At 51.9% G+C, this 16,914-nt stretch carries 15 protein-coding genes and 5 tRNA genes; 1 reads left to right on the top strand and 19 read right to left on the bottom strand.

Annotation, left to right across the window (positions count from 1 at the left end):
* Nucleotides 1-11: 11 nt before the first annotated feature.
* The 19 genes from nadA to mngA form a co-directional block, all read right to left on the bottom strand.
* Nucleotides 12-1,055: a quinolinate synthase NadA gene (gene nadA / locus HED65_RS09620; RefSeq protein ID WP_114978396.1), complete on the bottom strand. Its 1,044-nt coding sequence runs from the start codon at nucleotides 1,053-1,055 to the stop codon at nucleotides 12-14.
* A 163-nt stretch (nucleotides 1,056-1,218) separates the two neighbouring features.
* Nucleotides 1,219-1,294 (bottom strand) — tRNA-Lys (locus HED65_RS09615).
* A gap of 24 nt (nucleotides 1,295-1,318) precedes the next feature.
* Nucleotides 1,319-1,394, bottom strand: a tRNA-Lys gene (locus HED65_RS09610).
* Between the two features lie 46 nt (nucleotides 1,395-1,440).
* Nucleotides 1,441-1,516: transfer RNA gene (locus HED65_RS09605), tRNA-Lys, on the bottom strand.
* A 3-nt stretch (nucleotides 1,517-1,519) separates the two neighbouring features.
* A tRNA-Val gene (locus HED65_RS09600) sits at nucleotides 1,520-1,595 on the bottom strand.
* Nucleotides 1,596-1,622: 27 nt separating this feature from the next.
* A tRNA-Lys gene (locus HED65_RS09595) sits at nucleotides 1,623-1,698 on the bottom strand.
* Between the two features lie 161 nt (nucleotides 1,699-1,859).
* Nucleotides 1,860-2,660: a cell division protein CpoB gene (gene cpoB / locus HED65_RS09590; protein ID WP_108090576.1), complete on the bottom strand. Its 801-nt coding sequence runs from the start codon at nucleotides 2,658-2,660 to the stop codon at nucleotides 1,860-1,862.
* A 9-nt stretch (nucleotides 2,661-2,669) separates the two neighbouring features.
* Nucleotides 2,670-3,191, bottom strand: a complete 522-nt coding sequence (pal, locus tag HED65_RS09585) for a peptidoglycan-associated lipoprotein Pal (protein WP_003858578.1) — start codon at nucleotides 3,189-3,191, stop codon at nucleotides 2,670-2,672.
* Nucleotides 3,192-3,226: 35 nt separating this feature from the next.
* A complete protein-coding gene (gene tolB / locus HED65_RS09580) occupies nucleotides 3,227-4,519 on the bottom strand; it encodes a Tol-Pal system beta propeller repeat protein TolB (RefSeq protein WP_114978395.1) in 1,293 nt (430 codons plus the stop codon).
* Between the two features lie 111 nt (nucleotides 4,520-4,630).
* Nucleotides 4,631-5,932, bottom strand: coding sequence for a cell envelope integrity protein TolA (tolA, locus tag HED65_RS09575; protein ID WP_114978394.1), 1,302 nt, complete (start codon nucleotides 5,930-5,932; stop codon nucleotides 4,631-4,633).
* Between the two features lie 28 nt (nucleotides 5,933-5,960).
* On the bottom strand, nucleotides 5,961-6,389 hold the full coding sequence (gene tolR / locus HED65_RS09570) for a colicin uptake protein TolR (protein ID WP_003858589.1): 429 nt from the start codon (nucleotides 6,387-6,389) through the stop codon (nucleotides 5,961-5,963).
* Between the two features lie 3 nt (nucleotides 6,390-6,392).
* Nucleotides 6,393-7,085: a Tol-Pal system protein TolQ gene (gene tolQ / locus HED65_RS09565; protein ID WP_114978393.1), complete on the bottom strand. Its 693-nt coding sequence runs from the start codon at nucleotides 7,083-7,085 to the stop codon at nucleotides 6,393-6,395.
* Entirely contained in the window at nucleotides 7,082-7,486 is a 405-nt protein-coding gene (gene ybgC, locus HED65_RS09560; protein WP_003858593.1) for a tol-pal system-associated acyl-CoA thioesterase, read from the bottom strand. Before ybgC ends, tolQ begins: the two co-directional genes overlap by 4 nt.
* A gap of 148 nt (nucleotides 7,487-7,634) precedes the next feature.
* Nucleotides 7,635-7,925, bottom strand: coding sequence for a cyd operon protein YbgE (gene ybgE / locus HED65_RS09555; RefSeq protein WP_028019425.1), 291 nt, complete (start codon nucleotides 7,923-7,925; stop codon nucleotides 7,635-7,637).
* The gene (cydX, locus tag HED65_RS09550; protein WP_003858598.1) at nucleotides 7,925-8,038 is read right to left on the bottom strand and encodes a cytochrome bd-I oxidase subunit CydX; all 114 of its coding nucleotides are present in this window, start codon (nucleotides 8,036-8,038) and stop codon (nucleotides 7,925-7,927) included. Before cydX ends, ybgE begins: the two co-directional genes overlap by 1 nt.
* 14 nt (nucleotides 8,039-8,052) lie before the next feature.
* A complete protein-coding gene (gene cydB / locus HED65_RS09545; RefSeq protein WP_028019426.1) occupies nucleotides 8,053-9,192 on the bottom strand; it encodes a cytochrome d ubiquinol oxidase subunit II in 1,140 nt (379 codons plus the stop codon).
* Nucleotides 9,193-9,207: 15 nt separating this feature from the next.
* Complete coding sequence (gene cydA / locus HED65_RS09540) at nucleotides 9,208-10,776, bottom strand: cytochrome ubiquinol oxidase subunit I (protein ID WP_028019427.1); 1,569 nt, start codon at nucleotides 10,774-10,776, stop codon at nucleotides 9,208-9,210.
* A gap of 677 nt (nucleotides 10,777-11,453) precedes the next feature.
* On the bottom strand, nucleotides 11,454-14,087 hold the full coding sequence (mngB, locus tag HED65_RS09535; RefSeq protein WP_114978392.1) for a mannosylglycerate hydrolase: 2,634 nt from the start codon (nucleotides 14,085-14,087) through the stop codon (nucleotides 11,454-11,456).
* A gap of 22 nt (nucleotides 14,088-14,109) precedes the next feature.
* Nucleotides 14,110-16,026: a PTS 2-O-a-mannosyl-D-glycerate transporter subunit IIABC gene (mngA, locus tag HED65_RS09530; protein WP_114978391.1), complete on the bottom strand. Its 1,917-nt coding sequence runs from the start codon at nucleotides 16,024-16,026 to the stop codon at nucleotides 14,110-14,112.
* 171 nt (nucleotides 16,027-16,197) lie between these two features.
* Here mngA and HED65_RS09525 point away from each other — a divergent pair, with 171 nt between their 5' ends.
* The gene (locus HED65_RS09525) at nucleotides 16,198-16,914 is read left to right on the top strand and encodes a GntR family transcriptional regulator (protein ID WP_114978390.1); all 717 of its coding nucleotides are present in this window, start codon (nucleotides 16,198-16,200) and stop codon (nucleotides 16,912-16,914) included.

Here is a 16,914-nt window from a genome sequence, read left to right as displayed (position 1 = left end):
AGCGTTTTGAATTAAGTACGTAGTGTAGCCGCAAAATCCAGCATGCGGTTAAGCGGAATTAACGCACCTTCACGCAGAGCGGCATCCACATGGATTTCATGCGCTGCACCGCCTGTCTCAAGCCCTTCGGCAATCGCCTTCAGACCATTCATCGCCATCCACGGACAATGTGCGCAGCTTCGACAGGTTGCCCCCTCACCCGCTGTAGGCGCTTCAAGAAGCTCTTTCTCCGGCACGGCCTGCTGCATCTTATAGAAGATACCGCGATCGGTCGCCACGATGAGCTGTTTATGGGGTAGCGTTCTGGCCGCGTTGATAAGCTGGCTGGTTGAGCCCACGGCATCCGCCATGTCGACAATAGACTGCGGTGATTCAGGGTGAACAAGAATGGCGGCGTCAGGATAAAGCGCCTTCATGCGAGCCAGTGCCTGCGTCTTGAATTCATCATGTACAATACAGGCGCCCTGCCAGCAAAGAACGTCAGCCCCGGTCTGCTTCTGGACATAATTTCCAAGATGACGGTCTGGTGCCCAGATAATCTTCTCACCCAGGCTGTCCAGATGTTCAATCAGCTCAACGGCGATACTCGACGTGACCACCCAATCAGCCCGCGCTTTTACCGCCGCAGAGGTATTAGCGTAAACCACCACGGTCCGGTCAGGATGGGCGTCACAGAAAGCCGTGAATTCGTCAATCGGGCAGCCGAGATCGAGTGAACACTCCGCATTAAGCGTCGGCATCAGAATGGTTTTTTCAGGGCTCAGGATTTTTGCTGTTTCGCCCATAAAACGCACGCCAGCAACCAGTAACGTCGAAGCGGAGTGCCTGGCACCGAAGCGTGCCATTTCCAGTGAGTCAGAAATACACCCCCCGGTCTCTTCCGCCAGTTGCTGAATTTCCGGGTCGGTGTAGTAATGCGCCACCATCACCGCGTCTCGCTCTTTGAGAAGTCGTTTGATCTTCTCACGGTAGAATTGCTTTTCATCCAGGCTCAGTGGAACAGGCTTTGGCGGAAACGGATAGATTGCGGCTTCAGGATCAAACATCACACTCATTATGGCTTCTCGTTTTACGGGCTTAACAATATTGCCTTTCATTTGCATGACATAGCAAAACGGACGGCAATTGTGTTTTGTATACTAAACAAGATAGCGAATTTACGAGGAAATGTCATCGGAATGGATAGCAAAAAGGCGCCTTTAGGGCGCCTTTTTACACTGGTGGGTCGTGCAGGATTCGAACCTGCGACCAATTGATTAAAAGTCAACTGCTCTACCAACTGAGCTAACGACCCCTTGCGGGAATTTTTTCTTCGAAGTGGTGGGTCGTGCAGGATTCGAACCTGCGACCAATTGATTAAAAGTCAACTGCTCTACCAACTGAGCTAACGACCCATTCGGGTGCTGACTTCGAAGATTTTTACTCGGTGCCACTTTAAAGTGGTGGGTCGTGCAGGATTCGAACCTGCGACCAATTGATTAAAAGTCAACTGCTCTACCAACTGAGCTAACGACCCGAGTGGTGGGTGATGACGGGCTCGAACCGCCGACCCCCTCCGTGTAAAGGAGATGCTCTACCAACTGAGCTAATCACCCACTCTGTACTGCCGATAATGTGTTAAGTGGTGGGTCGTGCAGGATTCGAACCTGCGACCAATTGATTAAAAGTCAACTGCTCTACCAACTGAGCTAACGACCCACTTTTACGCTGTTTTCACGTTGTTTGATATCCCGTGGCAACGGCGGCATATATTACTGATTTAAGAATTCAGCGCAACAAAAATTTCGATGAAGATCACTTAACTGCTTAGTAATCATGCTGCACGACCAGAAATAACGCGATTTCTGGTCATGCGATAATCATCCCATCGAATTCAGACGTTTTTGCGCCTGCTTAGCACCTTCGGTACCCGGGAATTTTGAGACCACCTGCTGATAAACCGCTTTGGCTTTCGCAGTGTCGCCTTTGTCCTGCATGATCACGCCGACCTTATACATCGCATCTGGCGCTTTTGGCGATTTCGGGTAATTTTTCACCACAGAGGCAAAATAAAACGCCGCATCGTCCTTTTTACCCTTGTTGTAATTCAACTGACCAAGCCAGTAGTTCGCATTTGGTTGATAAGTGGAATCAGGGTATTTCTTAACAAAGTTCTGAAACGCCGCAATCGCGTCATCCTGACGAGATTGATCCTGTACCAGGGCAATGGCCGCGTTATAGTCCGTATTCGCGTCACCGCTTTGTACAGGCGCTCCTGTTGAAGCAGAAGCATCAGCCGCCGGGGCTGGCGCAGAAGTTGCCGCACCGCTCTGATCGCCCGCTGCCGGCTGTGCTTGTGCTGCACCACCACCGCTGCTCAGGCTATCTATCTGCAACAAGATTTGCTTCTGGCGTTCCACAACCTGGTTAAGCTGATACTGACTTTCCTGAATCTGGCCACGGAGAGAGTCAATATCGTTTTGGTTATCGGAAAGTTGTTGCTGGAGTTGGGTTAAAAGCTGGCTGTGAGCGTTAGAAATACGCTCGAGTTGAGTGACCCGGTCTTCTACCGAGCCTGAGCCGACACTACTGATTGGTGCCTGAGCAAAAGCGGCCCAGGGGGCCGCTATTCCAACCAGTAACGACAGACTCAACAGATGATGTCTGAAGTTACTGCTCATGCAATTCTCTTAGTAAACCAGTACGGCACGACGGTTTTTGGAGTAAGCCGCTTCGTCGTGACCCAGTACTGCAGGTTTTTCTTTACCGTAAGAAACGATGGAGATCTGGTCAGCAGAAACGCCTTTACCCTGCAGGTACATTTTAACAGCGTTAGCACGACGTTCACCCAGGGAGATGTTGTACTCAGGAGTACCACGTTCGTCCGCGTGACCTTCTACGGTGACTTTGTAAGATGGGTTGCTACGCAGGAAGTTAGCGTGAGCATCCAGCATCGCAGCGAAGTCAGAACGGATGTCGTATTTATCCAGATCGAAATAAACGATGTTGTTCTGCTGCAGCTGCTGCATCTGAAGACGCGCTTGCTCTTCAGAAGACATGTTGCCATTGCCGTTCGCGTCCATACCGGTGCCGGCACCCATCATGCCTTCGCCGCTCTGGTCATTGCTTGCGTTCTTGTTAGAAGAACACGCTGCGATTGCCATTACAGGCAGAGCGATCATCAGCCCCTTCAGCACTTTGTTCAGTTGCATTTCTATGATTCCTTTAGTAATCAATTAATTATTATTTACAGATACGGCGACCAGGCAGGTGATTTTACCTGTCCATCAGTTGCCGGAATACGCGCTTTGAAACGCCCATCTGTAGAAACCAGATTCAGCACAGATCCCATCCCCTGAGAAGAGCTGTAGATTACCATAGTGCCGTTAGGTGCCAGACTTGGCGTTTCATCCAGGAACGTTGACGACAGAACTTGCACGCCACCCGCTACCAGATCTTGTTTGGCAATGTGCTGCTGCCCACCGTTGGAGCTCACCATTACCATAAACTTACCGTCGCTGCTCACGTCTGCGTTCTGGTTCTGTGTACCTTCCCAGGAAATACGCTGCGGAGCACCGCCGTTGACATTCACTTTATAGATTTGCGGACGGCCTGCCTGGTCAGAGGTAAATGCCAGATTTTGGCTGTCCGGGAACCATGAAGGTTCAGTATTGTTGCTACGACCATCAGTCACCTGGCGAATCTGACCAGAGCCAATGTCCATCACGTACAGGTTCAGGCTACCGGTTTTAGACAGCGCAAACGCCAGTTTAGACCCATCCGGAGAGAATGAAGGCGCACCATTGTGACGAGGGAATGAGGCCACCTGACGAACAGCACCGTTAGCCAGCGTCTGGATAACCAGCGCAGAACGGCCGCTTTCGAAGGTAACGTAAGCCAGTTTAGCGCCATCCGGAGACCATGCTGGAGACATCAGAGGCTGGGAAGAACGTTTCACCAGGAACTGGTTGTAACCGTCGTAGTCAGATACGCGCAGTTCGTAAGGGAACTGACCACCGTTAGTCTGTACCACATAGGCAATACGGGTACGGAACGCACCTTTAATGCCCGTCAGTTTTTCGAATACCGCATCGCTGGCAGCATGAGCAGCGTAGCGCAGGTACTGCTTAGTGACCTTGTAGGAGTTCTGTGCCAGAACGGTACCCGGCGCACCACCGGTATCAACCAGCTGCCAGGCAACATTGTAGGAGCCGTCAGGGTTAGGCGTAACCTGACCCACAACCACGGCATCAATCCCCAGAGCAGACCATGCAGCAGGCTGTACTTCCTGCGCGCTACCCGGCTGCTGAGGCAGACGAGAACGGTCTAACGGGTTGAATTTACCGCTGTTACGCAGGTCAGCCGCCACGATGCCACCGGCATCTTCAGGCGCAGCACCAGGACCGGCCCACTGGAACGGGACAACACCGATTGGGCGTGCCGAGTCGTTCCAGTCAGTAATATCAATGCTGACCGTTGCATGTACTGTTGCAGTTAACAGTACTAAAAAACCAAAAGCTAATCGTAATGCCTGCTTCATCATATCTCCCTTATCCGAACAATAAGTCCTGGATAATTTAGCAGAAGGTTAACAAACTCATATACACAAAACTATCAGAACCCGTTAACGGGGATACCGTTACCGCTCTGCTTATGGCTTAAAGTTCAGCGAAGCATCTTTGAATACCTCGTAGACAGCCTGAGTAGGCGGCTTAGGCAATTTGGCCTGGTTAACCGCCACAAGCGCGGCCTGGCATAATGCTTCATCCCCGCCCTCTGACTCAACGCTCTTCACCAGTCCGTCAGGAGCCAGCTTAATATGCAGCCTGCACGTTTTCCCGGTATACAGCGATTTATCGTTAAGCCTGCTGGATATAGCCGCAGCTATCTGGTTCTTATAGTCATTGATCTCAGCGCCAGTAGCACCGTTACTCTTAGTGTTACCACTTCCCGTCGGCGCTGCGTTGTTTCCTTTCGCCCCACCGCCAGTTTTCGGCGCATTCTTACCAGAACTGAGATCGCCCAGCAGGTCGTCAACGCCCGCAGCGGCAGCGGCTTTCTCCGCAGCAGCAGCCTTTTTCGCAGCCGCTTTTTCAGCTGCGGCTTTCTTATCGGCAGCAGCCTTCTCAGCTGCAGCTTTTTTGTCAGCGGCAGCTTTTTCAGCGGCAGCCGCTTTTTCTGCAGCCGCTTTCTCTGCGGCAGCTGCTTTCTTCGCGGCGTCAGCAGCAGCTTTTTTCTCTGCTTCCTGAGCAGCTTTCTTAGCAGCTTCGGCTTCAGCTTTCTTCTGAGCATCAGCAGCAGCTTTCTTCGCGGCTTCGGCTTCTGCTTTCTTCTGGGCATCAGCAGCGGCTTTCTTCGCGGCTTCTGCTTCAGCTTTCTTCTGAGCATCAGCAGCGGCTTTTTTCGCAGCTTCTGCTTCAGCTTTTTTCTGAGCATCAGCAGCGGCTTTTTTCGCCGCTTCGGCCGCTAATTTGGCCTGGGCATCAGCCTGCGCTTTGGCGTCCGCTGCGGCTTTTGCTGCCGCTTCCTCTGCCTGCTTTTGCTGTTCCTGTGCTTTCTTCGCAGCCTCTTCAGCTTGTTTCTGCTGCTGTGCCTGCTCTTTCGCCGCTTCCTGCGCCTGCAAACGTTCTTTCTCAAGCTGCTTCAGACGCTCCTGCTCTGCGGCCTGCTTTTCACGCAGCTCTTCCGCTTGCTGTTGCGCCTGTTTTTCACGCTGCTCTTCAGCCCGTTTGGCACTCGCCTTCTGCTGTTGTTGGCGATTATAGTTCTGTACTACCGCACCGGGATCCACCATCACGGCGTCAATGGAAGAGCCTCCACCGCCGCCGGCTGATGCATCAATATGCTCGTCGAACGAACTCCAGATCAGCGCTGCAAAGAGAATAACGTGCAGCACTGCGGAGACGATTATCGCTCGCTTAAGCTTGTCGTTCTGTTCGGTTGCCTTTGACACTATCGGTTCCCAAAAACTACGCGGATGATCAAATAGGTTGAGTCATTAAGCCAACTGACTTAACACCCGCACTATGTAGCAAGTTCAGCGCTTTAATAATTTCATCGTATGGTACGTCTTTTGCGCCACCGATTAAGAAGACCGTTTTCGGATTTGACTCCAGGCGACGCTGTGCTTCAGCAATAACCTGCTCAGGAGGTAACTGATCCATACGATCTTTTTCTACCACCACGCTGTATTGCCCTACGCCGGAAACCTCAATGATGACCGGAGGATCGTCATTGGTGCTCACCGCCTGTGATTCTGTCGCATCCGGCAGATCCACTTCCACGCTCTGGGTAATGATTGGCGCTGTCGCCATGAAGATCAGCAGCAGTACCAACAGCACGTCCAGCAGTGGAACGATATTGATTTCGGACTTGAGCTCGCGACGACCTCGTCCACGCGATCTGGCCATGGTTTACCCCTTGTTGCTCTCGGTGCTGGTAAACGCCTGACGGTGCAGAATCGCAGTGAACTCTTCCATAAAGTTGTCGTAGTTCAGTTCCAGTTTGTTCACGCGCTGGTTCAGACGGTTGTAAGCCATAACCGCCGGGATTGCCGCAAACAGACCGATAGCGGTCGCAATCAGTGCTTCTGCAATACCCGGGGCAACCATCTGCAATGTCGCCTGCTTCACCGCACCGAGTGCGATAAAGGCGTGCATGATCCCCCACACCGTACCAAACAGACCGATATACGGGCTGATAGAACCTACCGTCCCCAGGAAAGGAATATGCGTTTCAAGGTTTTCCAGTTCACGGTTCATGGAGATACGCATCGCACGCGAGGCACCTTCTACTACCGCTTCCGGGGCATGGCTGTTTGCACGGTGCAAGCGGGCAAACTCTTTGAAACCGCTATAGAAAATTTGCTCGGAGCCCGTAAGGTTTTCACGGCGTCCCTGGCTTTCCTGATACAGACGAGAAAGCTCAATACCCGACCAGAACTTATCTTCAAACGCTTCAGCTTCACGACCAGCGGCATTGAGGATACGCGTTCTCTGGATGATGATGGCCCAGGATGCGATTGAAAAACCAATCAAAATCAACATGATAAGTTTAACCAGAAGGCTTGCCTTCAGGAACAAATCAAGGATATTCATGTCAGTCACTGCTTAAACTCCGCGACAATAGACTTAGGAAGCGCACGAGGCTTCATTATGGTTGGATCAACACAGACAATCAGTACCTCAGCTGAGTTCAGTACGGTGTTCTCTGCATTGACTATCCGCTGCGTGAAAACCAGTGAGGTCCCGCGCATTGATGTAATTTCAGTTTGGACTTCGAGCATATCGTCGAGTCTGGCAGGCGCAAAATACTCAAGCGTCATCTTGCGTACCACGAAGGCAACTCGCTCAGCCAACAGCACCTGTTGACTAAAGTGATGATGGCGCAGCATCTCTGTGCGTGCCCGTTCATAAAAAGCAACGTAGCTGGCGTGGTAAACCACACCACCGGCATCGGTATCTTCGTAATAGACACGAACCGGCCATCGAAACAGCGTTGTATTCACTTTACATCCCGGTAATGCAATAAAAGTTAACTCTTTTAAACTTCGCTACTATACGCGCGGGAAAGGTGGTTTGGAATGGGAGAAAGTAAACGGAGAGTAAATTTTTATGGGCTTGGGTAAGCCCATAACGTTAACGGACATTTCTTATTCAGAAGAAGAAGAAAATCAATCCAGCAAGCAGAACGAGATCAGCGATAAGTGGACAGAAGATGCCCTGCCAGTGAACGGCTTTCGGACGAAAGCCCACGCCGTGAATCACACCTGCACACACCGCCCACATAATGAGGAAACCGTGCCAGATTTCAAGCTCGCTGGTTTTCGCTGCAAAGCGCGAAGGGTCCCAGAAGATACAACCTGCCAGCAGTAATGCCATCACTAAAGAAAGCGCCCGTAACGGGCGCTTATCCATTACCGCATATAACCTTGCGATAATGTTCATTAGTGTTTTTCTTCACCCGCTTTAGTCGCTTCAACGTGCTCAAGCGCCAGGGCAGTGATGACACCAAAAGCACAGGCAAGAAGCGTCCCTAAAATCCATGCGAAATACCACATATTCAGCTCCTTACTTAGTACATAGAGTGGGTGTTGCTTTCGATATGTTCTTTAGTAATACGTCCGAACATTTTCCAGTAACACCAGATGGTGTAGGCCAGAACAATCGGAACGAACACGCAAGCAACATAAGTCATTAAGTTCAGCGTCATATGGCTGGAGGTTGCATCCCACATGGTCAGGCTAGCATTCAGCATGGTGCTGGATGGCATCACGAATGGGAACATTGCAATACCTGCAGTCAGGATAATGCACGCCAGGGTCAATGAAGAGAACACAAACGCCAGGGCGCCTTTTTCCAGACGAGACGTCAGAACCGTCAGCAGCGGCAGCAGCACGCCCAGTGCCGGGATAGCCCACAGCGCAGGCGTCGTATTGAAGTTCACCAGCCATGCACCGGCCTGACGCGCCACTTCTTTGGTCAGCGGGTTAGACGGCGCAGTATGGTTGATCGCAGACGTCACAACGTAGCCATCAATTCCGTACACCACCCACACACCAGCCAGTGCAAAGCAGACCAGCGTGACCAGCGCAGCAACCTGAGCCGTCGCACGGGAACGCAGGTGCAATTCACCGACAGTACGCATCTGCAGATAGGTTGCGCCCTGAGTGATGATCATCGCTACGCTTACCACACCTGCCAGCAGACCAAACGGATTCAGCAACTGGAAGAAGTTACCGGTGTAGTAAAGACGCATGTATTCGTCCAGGTGGAATGGTACGCCCTGCAACAGGTTACCGAACGCCACGCCGATCACCAGCGGTGGAACGAAGCTACCAATGAAAATGCCCCAGTCCCACATGTTGCGCCAGCGGGTGTCTTCAATCTTGGAACGGTAGTCGAAACCAACCGGACGGAAGAATAAAGACGCCAGCACCAGAATCATCGCCACGTAGAAACCGGAGAACGCAGCCGCGTACACCATCGGCCAGGCAGCGAACAGCGCGCCGCCTGCGGTGATCAGCCACACCTGGTTACCGTCCCAGTGCGGGGCGATGGAGTTGATCATGATTCGACGCTCGGTGTCATTACGACCGAGGAAACGGGTGAGCATCCCCACCCCCATGTCGAAACCATCCGTGACAGCGAAACCGATCAGCAGAACGCCGATCAACAGCCACCAGATAAAACGCAATACTTCATAATCGATCATTTGATGACTCCTGTCTTAGCGTGCCGGCTGAGTAGTCGCAGTGGACTGCTCGTAGTGATAGCGACCGGTTTTCAGGCTGCTTGGGCCAAGGCGCGCGAACTTGAACATCAGGAACAGTTCAGCCACCAGGAACAGGGTGTACAGACCACAAATCAGCAGCATGGAGAAGATCAGGTCGCCCGCTGTCAGGGAGGAGTTCGCTACCGCCGTTGGCAGCACCTCACCAATTGCCCATGGCTGACGGCCATACTCTGCAACAAACCAACCGGATTCAATCGCGATCCATGGCAGTGGAATACCGTACAGCGCAGTACGCAGCAGCCATTTCTTCTCGCCGATGCGGTTGCGGATAACAGACCAGAAGGACGCCGCGATGATCAGCAGCATGATGATGCCGCAGCCCACCATGATACGGAATGCGAAGTACAGCGGTGCAACACGCGGAATGGAGTCTTTGGTTGCCATCTGGATCTGAGCTTCCGTCGCATCAGACACATTCGGGGTATAGCGCTTCAGCAGCAAACCGTAACCCAGATCTTTCTTCACGTCGTTGAACTGGTCACGCACAGCCTGGTCGGTCGAGCCAGCACGCAACTGTTCCAGCAGTGCGTAAGCTTTCATACCGTTACGGATACGGCCTTCATGCTGCACCATCAGCTCTTTCAGCCCCGTCACCTGTTTGTCAACAGAACGGGTTGCGATGATGCCCAGCGCGTAAGGAATTTGAATGGCGAAGTGGTTTTGCTGCGCATCCTGATCCGGGATACCGAACAGGGTAAAGGCAGCAGGGGCCGGTTGCGTTTCCCATTCAGCTTCGATAGCAGCCAGTTTGGTTTTCTGCACGTCACCCATTTCGTAACCGGATTCATCACCCAGGACGATAACAGAGAGGATTGCGGCCATACCGAAACTTGCAGCGATAGCGAAAGAGCGCTTAGCAAATGCAAAGTCACGACCACGCAGCATGTAGTAAGAACTGATACCCAGGATAAACATCGCGCCACACACATAGCCAGATGCCACGGTGTGAACGAATTTAACCTGCGCAACCGGGTTCAGTACCAGCTCGGCAAAGCTGACCATCTCCATACGCATAGTTTCGAAGTTGAAATCAGACGCGATTGGGTTTTGCATCCAGCCGTTCGCCACCAGGATCCACAGCGCGGACAGGTTCGAACCTAATGCCACCAGCCAGGTCACTGCCATATGCTGGACTTTACCCAGACGGTCCCAACCGAAGAAGAACAGACCTACAAAGGTGGATTCGAGGAAGAAGGCCATCAAACCTTCAATGGCCAGCGGCGCACCGAAGATATCCCCTACATAGTGGGAATAGTAAGACCAGTTAGTCCCGAACTGGAACTCCATGGTCAGACCGGTAGCCACACCCAGTGCGAAGTTGATACCAAACAACTTGCCCCAGAACTTGGTCATATCTTTATAAATCTGTTTGCCGGAGAGAACGTATACCGTTTCCATGATGGCCAGCAGGAACGCCATACCGAGCGTCAGTGGCACAAACAGGAAGTGGTACATCGCGGTCAAGGCAAACTGTAAGCGCGACAGTTCGACTATATCTAACATCATGACTCCTTGCTCATCGCATGAAGACTCCGAGAGTGAACCCCGTCAGAGAGAGATCCACACGCATGCCCCAATACAAATTATTCGCATCCCTGTCGTCGTTATTACCCTGAGGGAGGATAAAAACGATGACGTCAGGTTACAAATACGTTAATAAAAAACTCAAATTGATCCCGCAAATATAATACGCTGCAAAACCCTTACAATAAACAGGTTTTTATTGAATCACATTTACGTTTTTCGACGGTGATCAATTTATAGCAAAATTACCACTTTTCGGCCATTTTGATCGGGGACAATTTAGCGCTTTTCAGTACCTTTTTCCAAGGATTAAACTTTGATTTAAATCAAAAACAAACTTCAATGTTAACCATGTTTAATCGTGGTAAGAATGGTAAAATTCTTGTTAATGACATGTGCGTTCGAAAGTGTAATTGGTTATCGAAGACGGGAAAAAATATGAACAGAAGTGATTTTAATTAACGCAGCAGAACAATGCCATTTCACATAGAGGTAAACAATAAAGAATAGTCTTCTCTAATTATTTTTCCATTTTTCTTCCGCAAAACCGCAAAATTACATTTAATTCACTTTTATTACCCCATAAGTTAACACCGCACTGTGACTATTTAGTATAAAAGGCCACACTCCCTGTGGCCTTTTACGGGCATCACCGGCTATCGGTCGATAAGGAGGCTAAAAGTGCGCGACTCTCCAGGTCTAAACCCTCCCACAATGCCCTGCATCTCTTCCCTGCCCGTTATCCGTTCATTCATATCCGTCTCGCAGCACCGTTTCACCGTCGGGTTCACGGATAACGTCGTGTCACATGCGCTGAACGTCGAAGGATTGAACAGGCGAAGAATAAGTTCGTCACGATCTTCCGCCTTCTTGAGCGCACTGAGCACGCATCCCGTGGGCGAAAGGGCTAACAGACTGTAACTTTCCGGCGTGGTAAACGACGAGCGATTCAGTTTCATCGCATCCCAGGGAATTTTGTTATAGCACTGCACGGGCGTTAACCACGATTTGGCCTGCTGCGCGACACCCGCGTTTTCCGGCGTTCCACTGAAACTGAACAGACTAAAACGACAGGTTAACCGGCCACGAACCTGAGAGTCAGGAACAGGCAGTTTGATACCCGACGGCCTGCCTGGCCGCAACAACAGATCCTCTTTGCCGAGTAATCCCACACCGCGCAATAAGGTCAAGGCAAATGCTTTTTTGTTCTCGCCCACGACCTCAAATTCGCGCAGTCCCTCAGTGAACAACGCAAGTCCGTTTCTCCTTTCCCGAAGAACGGCGTAGTTCAATAGATTCCAGACGGGCACCGGCGCTTCTTTCCAGCCCTCTTCCTGCCAGTTTTCCATCGCCGGGTCCTGTACCGGGCGGGTGATCGAGCCAAACTGCGTATCGGCCAGCACCTCTTGCGTGGTAAATGGCGTAGGGATGAGCACCCGAACACGGTGATCATCTGCCTGATTATCCAGACGCACGTCAACATCAATGCGTCTGCTGTTGTGCGCAAGAGTGACTTCAAACGCTACGTCAAGAGACCCCTTTCGCTGACGCGCCGAACGCTCGGCCAGATTTGCCGGAACGGCGATCCGATGATGGATTACCGCCCTGCTCCGCCACCCCTCATGCACCACCTCAACATCATGCTCTCCTTGTGCTGAAGTGAGTCGCCACTCTTCTCGCGAAGGCGAGTAGTCATACTCGTCGCCATCATCCGAACTCTCTTCGACTTCCAGCACCCGGTCATAAATACACCCGGATTCTTTGTCCCTCAGACGCAGCGTGCCGTCGTCGTTTATCTCTATTTGCCAGAAGGCATTTTCCAGCAGGGTTTCTGTTTCTCTCTCCGGGGAAAGCACCTTCCCGGCAACATTCGGTTCGATAAACAGCGTTCGGTACCCCATCGACGGCAGGATTTGATTCAGCTGGATATCAAACTCCATAAACGGTTCGTAATTGCCGTAATGGACAATCTGCCGGTCAATAAGACCTGGGTCGAGCTCTCGCGCACTACGGATGAAATACGGGATCTCGTTACCTTTCTCATCAAGCAGACGGAACTGGCTGGCGCGCAGACGTATTGTGGTGTTCATCACCTCTTCACGCGGCCAGGGCATCAGGTTGAACATGACCAGCTTATCGGTATCACTTTGCGGCATGTTGTCGACAATCTTGCGCATATAGAAACGCGTCAGGTTATCGGCCATGTCTTCGGCCAGCTCGAACCGGGAGACAATCTCTCGATGTACCTTGTCGCTGCAGCAGCAGCCGATGCTATCGTGAGCGTGATTTTTGAGGATCTCTTTCCACATTTTTTCCAGTAAGCCATGGTGATAATCGAAGCCCAGCGTCCAGGCGAGCGTCGCCAGCGGCTCAAGGATATTGACGATTTTGTTCTCAATGCGCGCATGGGCGATTTTGATATCCATACGTGTCGAGCCGATTGTCCGGTGCACGCGCATATATTTCCCGTCAATAAACTCGCCTTTCAGCGTCGCCAGTTCATCACGATGTGCATCAATCCGCTCGAACACCTCCTCGAACCGACTCATTACAAATTTACGTTGCGGGTAGATTTCACGAAGCTTATCCATCACCGCAAAAATGTTCTGCTGTAACGGCATCTGGTCGTGGCCATTGGGCAGCAAAATGTCTCTGGTTACAGAGGCGCTTTCCAGCACATCAAAATAGCTATCGAGTCGTTTCCGCAACCCGTCTTCGTCCTCCGGTAAGTACTTACCAATCGCGTAGCCCAGCGGCAGCACTTGTGTCGTCACTTCACTGCCGTCTGTACTCTGCCAAAAAAACTCGGTTTTATCGGTTCCGTGACGTTCAGAACATCCACGCCAGAACAAGGCACGGGTAATGCCAAACCCATTGTAGATATGCGGAAGTTGCCCGGACATACCAAACGAGTCCGGCAGATAGCCAATTTTCATCGGCTCACCTAACGCCATGCAGTCACGCATGCCGTACATAAGGTTGCGGACAATCGACTCACCGCTGACAATCGTGGTATCGGTCTGGGTATACCACGGACCGATAATCAGCTTTCCACGCTCGACCAGCGCCTTCACCCGTGGCCGGTTTTCAGGCACCACGGCGAAGTAATCCTCCAGCACCGCCGTCTGCCCATCAAGAACGTAATATTTATACTCATCGTCCTGCTCCAGGCGGGTCAGGATCTCCTCCATATTATTGACCAGAAGAATACGCGACGCTTCGGTGGTGAAGTACCACTCACGGTCCCAGTGCATATGCGGTGTAATATGAACGCGAGATACAGCTTTCATCTTCGTTTCCTGTTAGTGAGTTTTACGGCGTAACGTCTTCTGTGATGTATTTGCCCTTTTTGACGGCCTGACGTCGCCAGAGCAGCAAAACGAGCGTAGAGAGGGTGGTACCTGCCAATGCCGCAGTGAACCAGCCCGCCGCAGCGACCACACCGCCCAGCCCCGCGTCATGAAGTAAAAAGAGGGAGAAAATCCCCGCCCCTGGCGTAGACAAGCCGATCCCCATCGCGCCAACAATCGCACCCGTTGCCATCGATCCAAGTACAAACGAACCAATAACCCGGACAGGATCTTCAATCGCCATTGGGATCGCCCCTTCTGTGATACCCGCTAGCCCGAGAAGCCACGTTGATTTACCGGTTTCGATTTCAAACTGTTTGAAGAGGTGCGGGGCCAGCATCGTTGACGCTGTGACGGTAAACGCCGATACCATTTTGACAGAGGCAAAAATGGCGTAAGGGCCATATACACCGTTGGCCATTGCCCCCAGACAGAATGCGTACGCGGCTTTATTGACAGGCCCGCCCAGATCGAACGAACACATAAAACCGAGGAGCGTACCGAGTAATAGCGCATTGGCGCCGGATAGACCGTTAAGCCAGGCCGTCAGAGTGTTGTTCAGCCATGCCACCGGCTCGCCAATCACAAACAGCATCAGACTGCCTGCGCCCAGCACACCGAGAACCGGGTAGAGGTAATAGGTTAAGAAACCGTTGTAGCGATTATTGAGACGGATATGGTTTTTCACCCAACGCATCAGATAACCCGCAATCAAACCACCTGCGATCGCGCCCAAAAAACCTGAGCCGATCATGTTGGCAGCAAGACCGGCAGCGAAGCCCGGAGCCAGCGCGGGTTTATCCGCAAGCGAGTACGCGGTGTAGGCTGCCAGCACAGGCACCATTAAAATGCCGAGCATGCCGCCACCGAGTTTGCGGTACATCCACAGCCACGAATTTTCCTGATCGAACAGATGCTGCAATCCAAAGATCTGCGCCAGTAACACTGCGACGGCCAGCACCGTGCCCCCGGCGACAATAAGCGGCACCGCAAAGGAGATCCCGCTGAGAAGCGCCTGCTTGAGTTCCGTTTTAACGCTCTTTCTCGCCTCAGTTTCTGTTTGCACAGGGCGCGCGCCCTGTGAGGGCTGTAATGCGAGCGCGCGCTCAATCAACGCCTCAGCATGTCGCAGCGGTTCCGCGACAGGCACTGATAGCGAGGGAATCCCCTGAAAACGCTCACTTTCCTTGATAGCCACCTCTGCCGCAAAAATACAGGCGCGAGCTTCCTGCAGTTGCTCAGGGGTAAGGCGTCCTTCAATGCCGTTCGCCCCCTGTTTTTCAACCACCACGTTCACGCCGAGTTTGCGCCCGGCTTTTTCAAGGTACTCAGCAGCCATGTAGGTATGCGCAATCCCGGCCGGACACGCCGTCACACAGACAACAGTGGGCGCATCTTCTGACGCGATAACATCTTCATCCTGTGGCACATCATTTAACGCGGCAAGCAGCGCTTCTGCCGTGGTTGCCGCCATCACCCGCGCCCGAAGCACATCATCCGCCAGGTGAGATGTCAGTTCCGTCAACACCTGAATATGCGTTGAACCCGCCTCAGCAGGGGGAATGGCGAGCAGGACAATCAGCTCGACGTTTTCCGGGCCATCGACACCTTCCCAGGCCAGCGGCTCCCGTAATGTTGCTACCGCAAAAGCGGCCTCTTTCACTGCGCCAGATTTGCCATGCGGTACCGCCAGGCCTTCTCCCAGCGCGGTAGGGCCAAGCGATTCCCGGTGAAAGACATCAGCCAAAAATGTCTCACTATCTGCAATTTTGCCCAGTGCCACCAGCCGCTGGGTGAGCTGGCGTATTGCCTCATCACGGCTGGTATATCTCGCCTGCACACAGACTGCGCTGGGGTGGGTCAGGGTCGTCAGGTCCATAAAGATCCTCACACTCAATGGTTATTTTTCGGGATCGAGTGTGGCAGACAAAACAATACATTTATGTGATCACTTTCAACTAAACATAACAATTTGTATTTAATTTGCATTGTTTACAAATTATAATCTGAAGGCATAATTCCGTTAAAAGGTATTAGAAAGGCAGATGATATGGGCAATAAACCGATGTACCGGCAGATAGCCGATGCGCTTCGCGAGCAAATCAACGCCGGTGAGTTAAAACCTGGTGATGCGTTACCGACGGAATCCAGTCTGCAGGAAGCCTTTAGCGTGAGTCGGGTAACGGTGAGACAGGCACTGAAACTGCTCACCGAAGAGCACATTATTGAGAGCATTCAGGGCAGCGGCTCCTATGTCAAAGAGGAGCGAGTTAATTACGACATTTATCAACTCACCGGTTTTTATGAAAAACTGGCGGATCGAAACGTTGATACCCATAGCGACGTAAAAACATTCGAAGTGATCAAAGCGGATGAGAAACTCGCGGAAAAACTCAACATTCGCCCTGATGACAACGTCTGGCATATCAAACGCGTACGTTTTATTAAGCAAAAACCCGTGAATCTGGAAGAGACGTGGATGCCGCTGGCAATGTTCGACGACCTCACCTGGGCGGTGATGGAAAACTCCAAATATCATTACATCGAACAAATTAAAAAGATGGTTATCGACCGCAGTGAGCAGGAGCTGGTGCCGATCATGCCTTCGCAAGAAGCAATCGCCGCACTGGCGCTCGATCCGGCAAAACCGATACTGGAAAAAGTGTCCCGCGGGTTTCTGAAAGATGGCCAGGTATTTGAATATAGCCGCAACGTGTTTAACACCGACGACTACAAATTCACTCTGGTCGCTAAACGCAAACAATAA

Origin of the sequence: Pantoea sp. LS15 (assembly GCF_012241585.1) — a bacterium.
Lineage (GTDB): Bacteria > Pseudomonadota > Gammaproteobacteria > Enterobacterales > Enterobacteriaceae > Enterobacter.
This window is presented reverse-complemented; position numbering and strand designations above follow the sequence as displayed.

Bases quoted from the DNA above. Each gene is read 5' to 3' on its own strand.
- nadA (WP_114978396.1), bottom strand. From the start codon at position 1,055: ATGAGTGTGATGTTTGATCCTGAAGCCGCAATCTATCCGTTTCCGCCA.
- cpoB (WP_108090576.1), bottom strand. From the start codon at position 2,660: ATGAGCAGTAACTTCAGACATCATCTGTTGAGTCTGTCGTTACTGGTT.
- pal (WP_003858578.1), bottom strand. From the start codon at position 3,191: ATGCAACTGAACAAAGTGCTGAAGGGGCTGATGATCGCTCTGCCTGTA.
- tolB (WP_114978395.1), bottom strand. From the start codon at position 4,519: ATGAAGCAGGCATTACGATTAGCTTTTGGTTTTTTAGTACTGTTAACT.
- tolR (WP_003858589.1), bottom strand. From the start codon at position 6,389: ATGGCCAGATCGCGTGGACGAGGTCGTCGCGAGCTCAAGTCCGAAATC.
- ybgE (WP_028019425.1), bottom strand. From the start codon at position 7,925: ATGAACATTATCGCAAGGTTATATGCGGTAATGGATAAGCGCCCGTTA.
- cydX (WP_003858598.1), bottom strand. From the start codon at position 8,038: ATGTGGTATTTCGCATGGATTTTAGGGACGCTTCTTGCCTGTGCTTTT.
- cydB (WP_028019426.1), bottom strand. From the start codon at position 9,192: ATGATCGATTATGAAGTATTGCGTTTTATCTGGTGGCTGTTGATCGGC.
- cydA (WP_028019427.1), bottom strand. From the start codon at position 10,776: ATGTTAGATATAGTCGAACTGTCGCGCTTACAGTTTGCCTTGACCGCG.
- mngB (WP_114978392.1), bottom strand. From the start codon at position 14,087: ATGAAAGCTGTATCTCGCGTTCATATTACACCGCATATGCACTGGGAC.
- mngA (WP_114978391.1), bottom strand. From the start codon at position 16,026: ATGGACCTGACGACCCTGACCCACCCCAGCGCAGTCTGTGTGCAGGCG.
- HED65_RS09525 (WP_114978390.1), top strand. From the start codon at position 16,198: ATGGGCAATAAACCGATGTACCGGCAGATAGCCGATGCGCTTCGCGAG.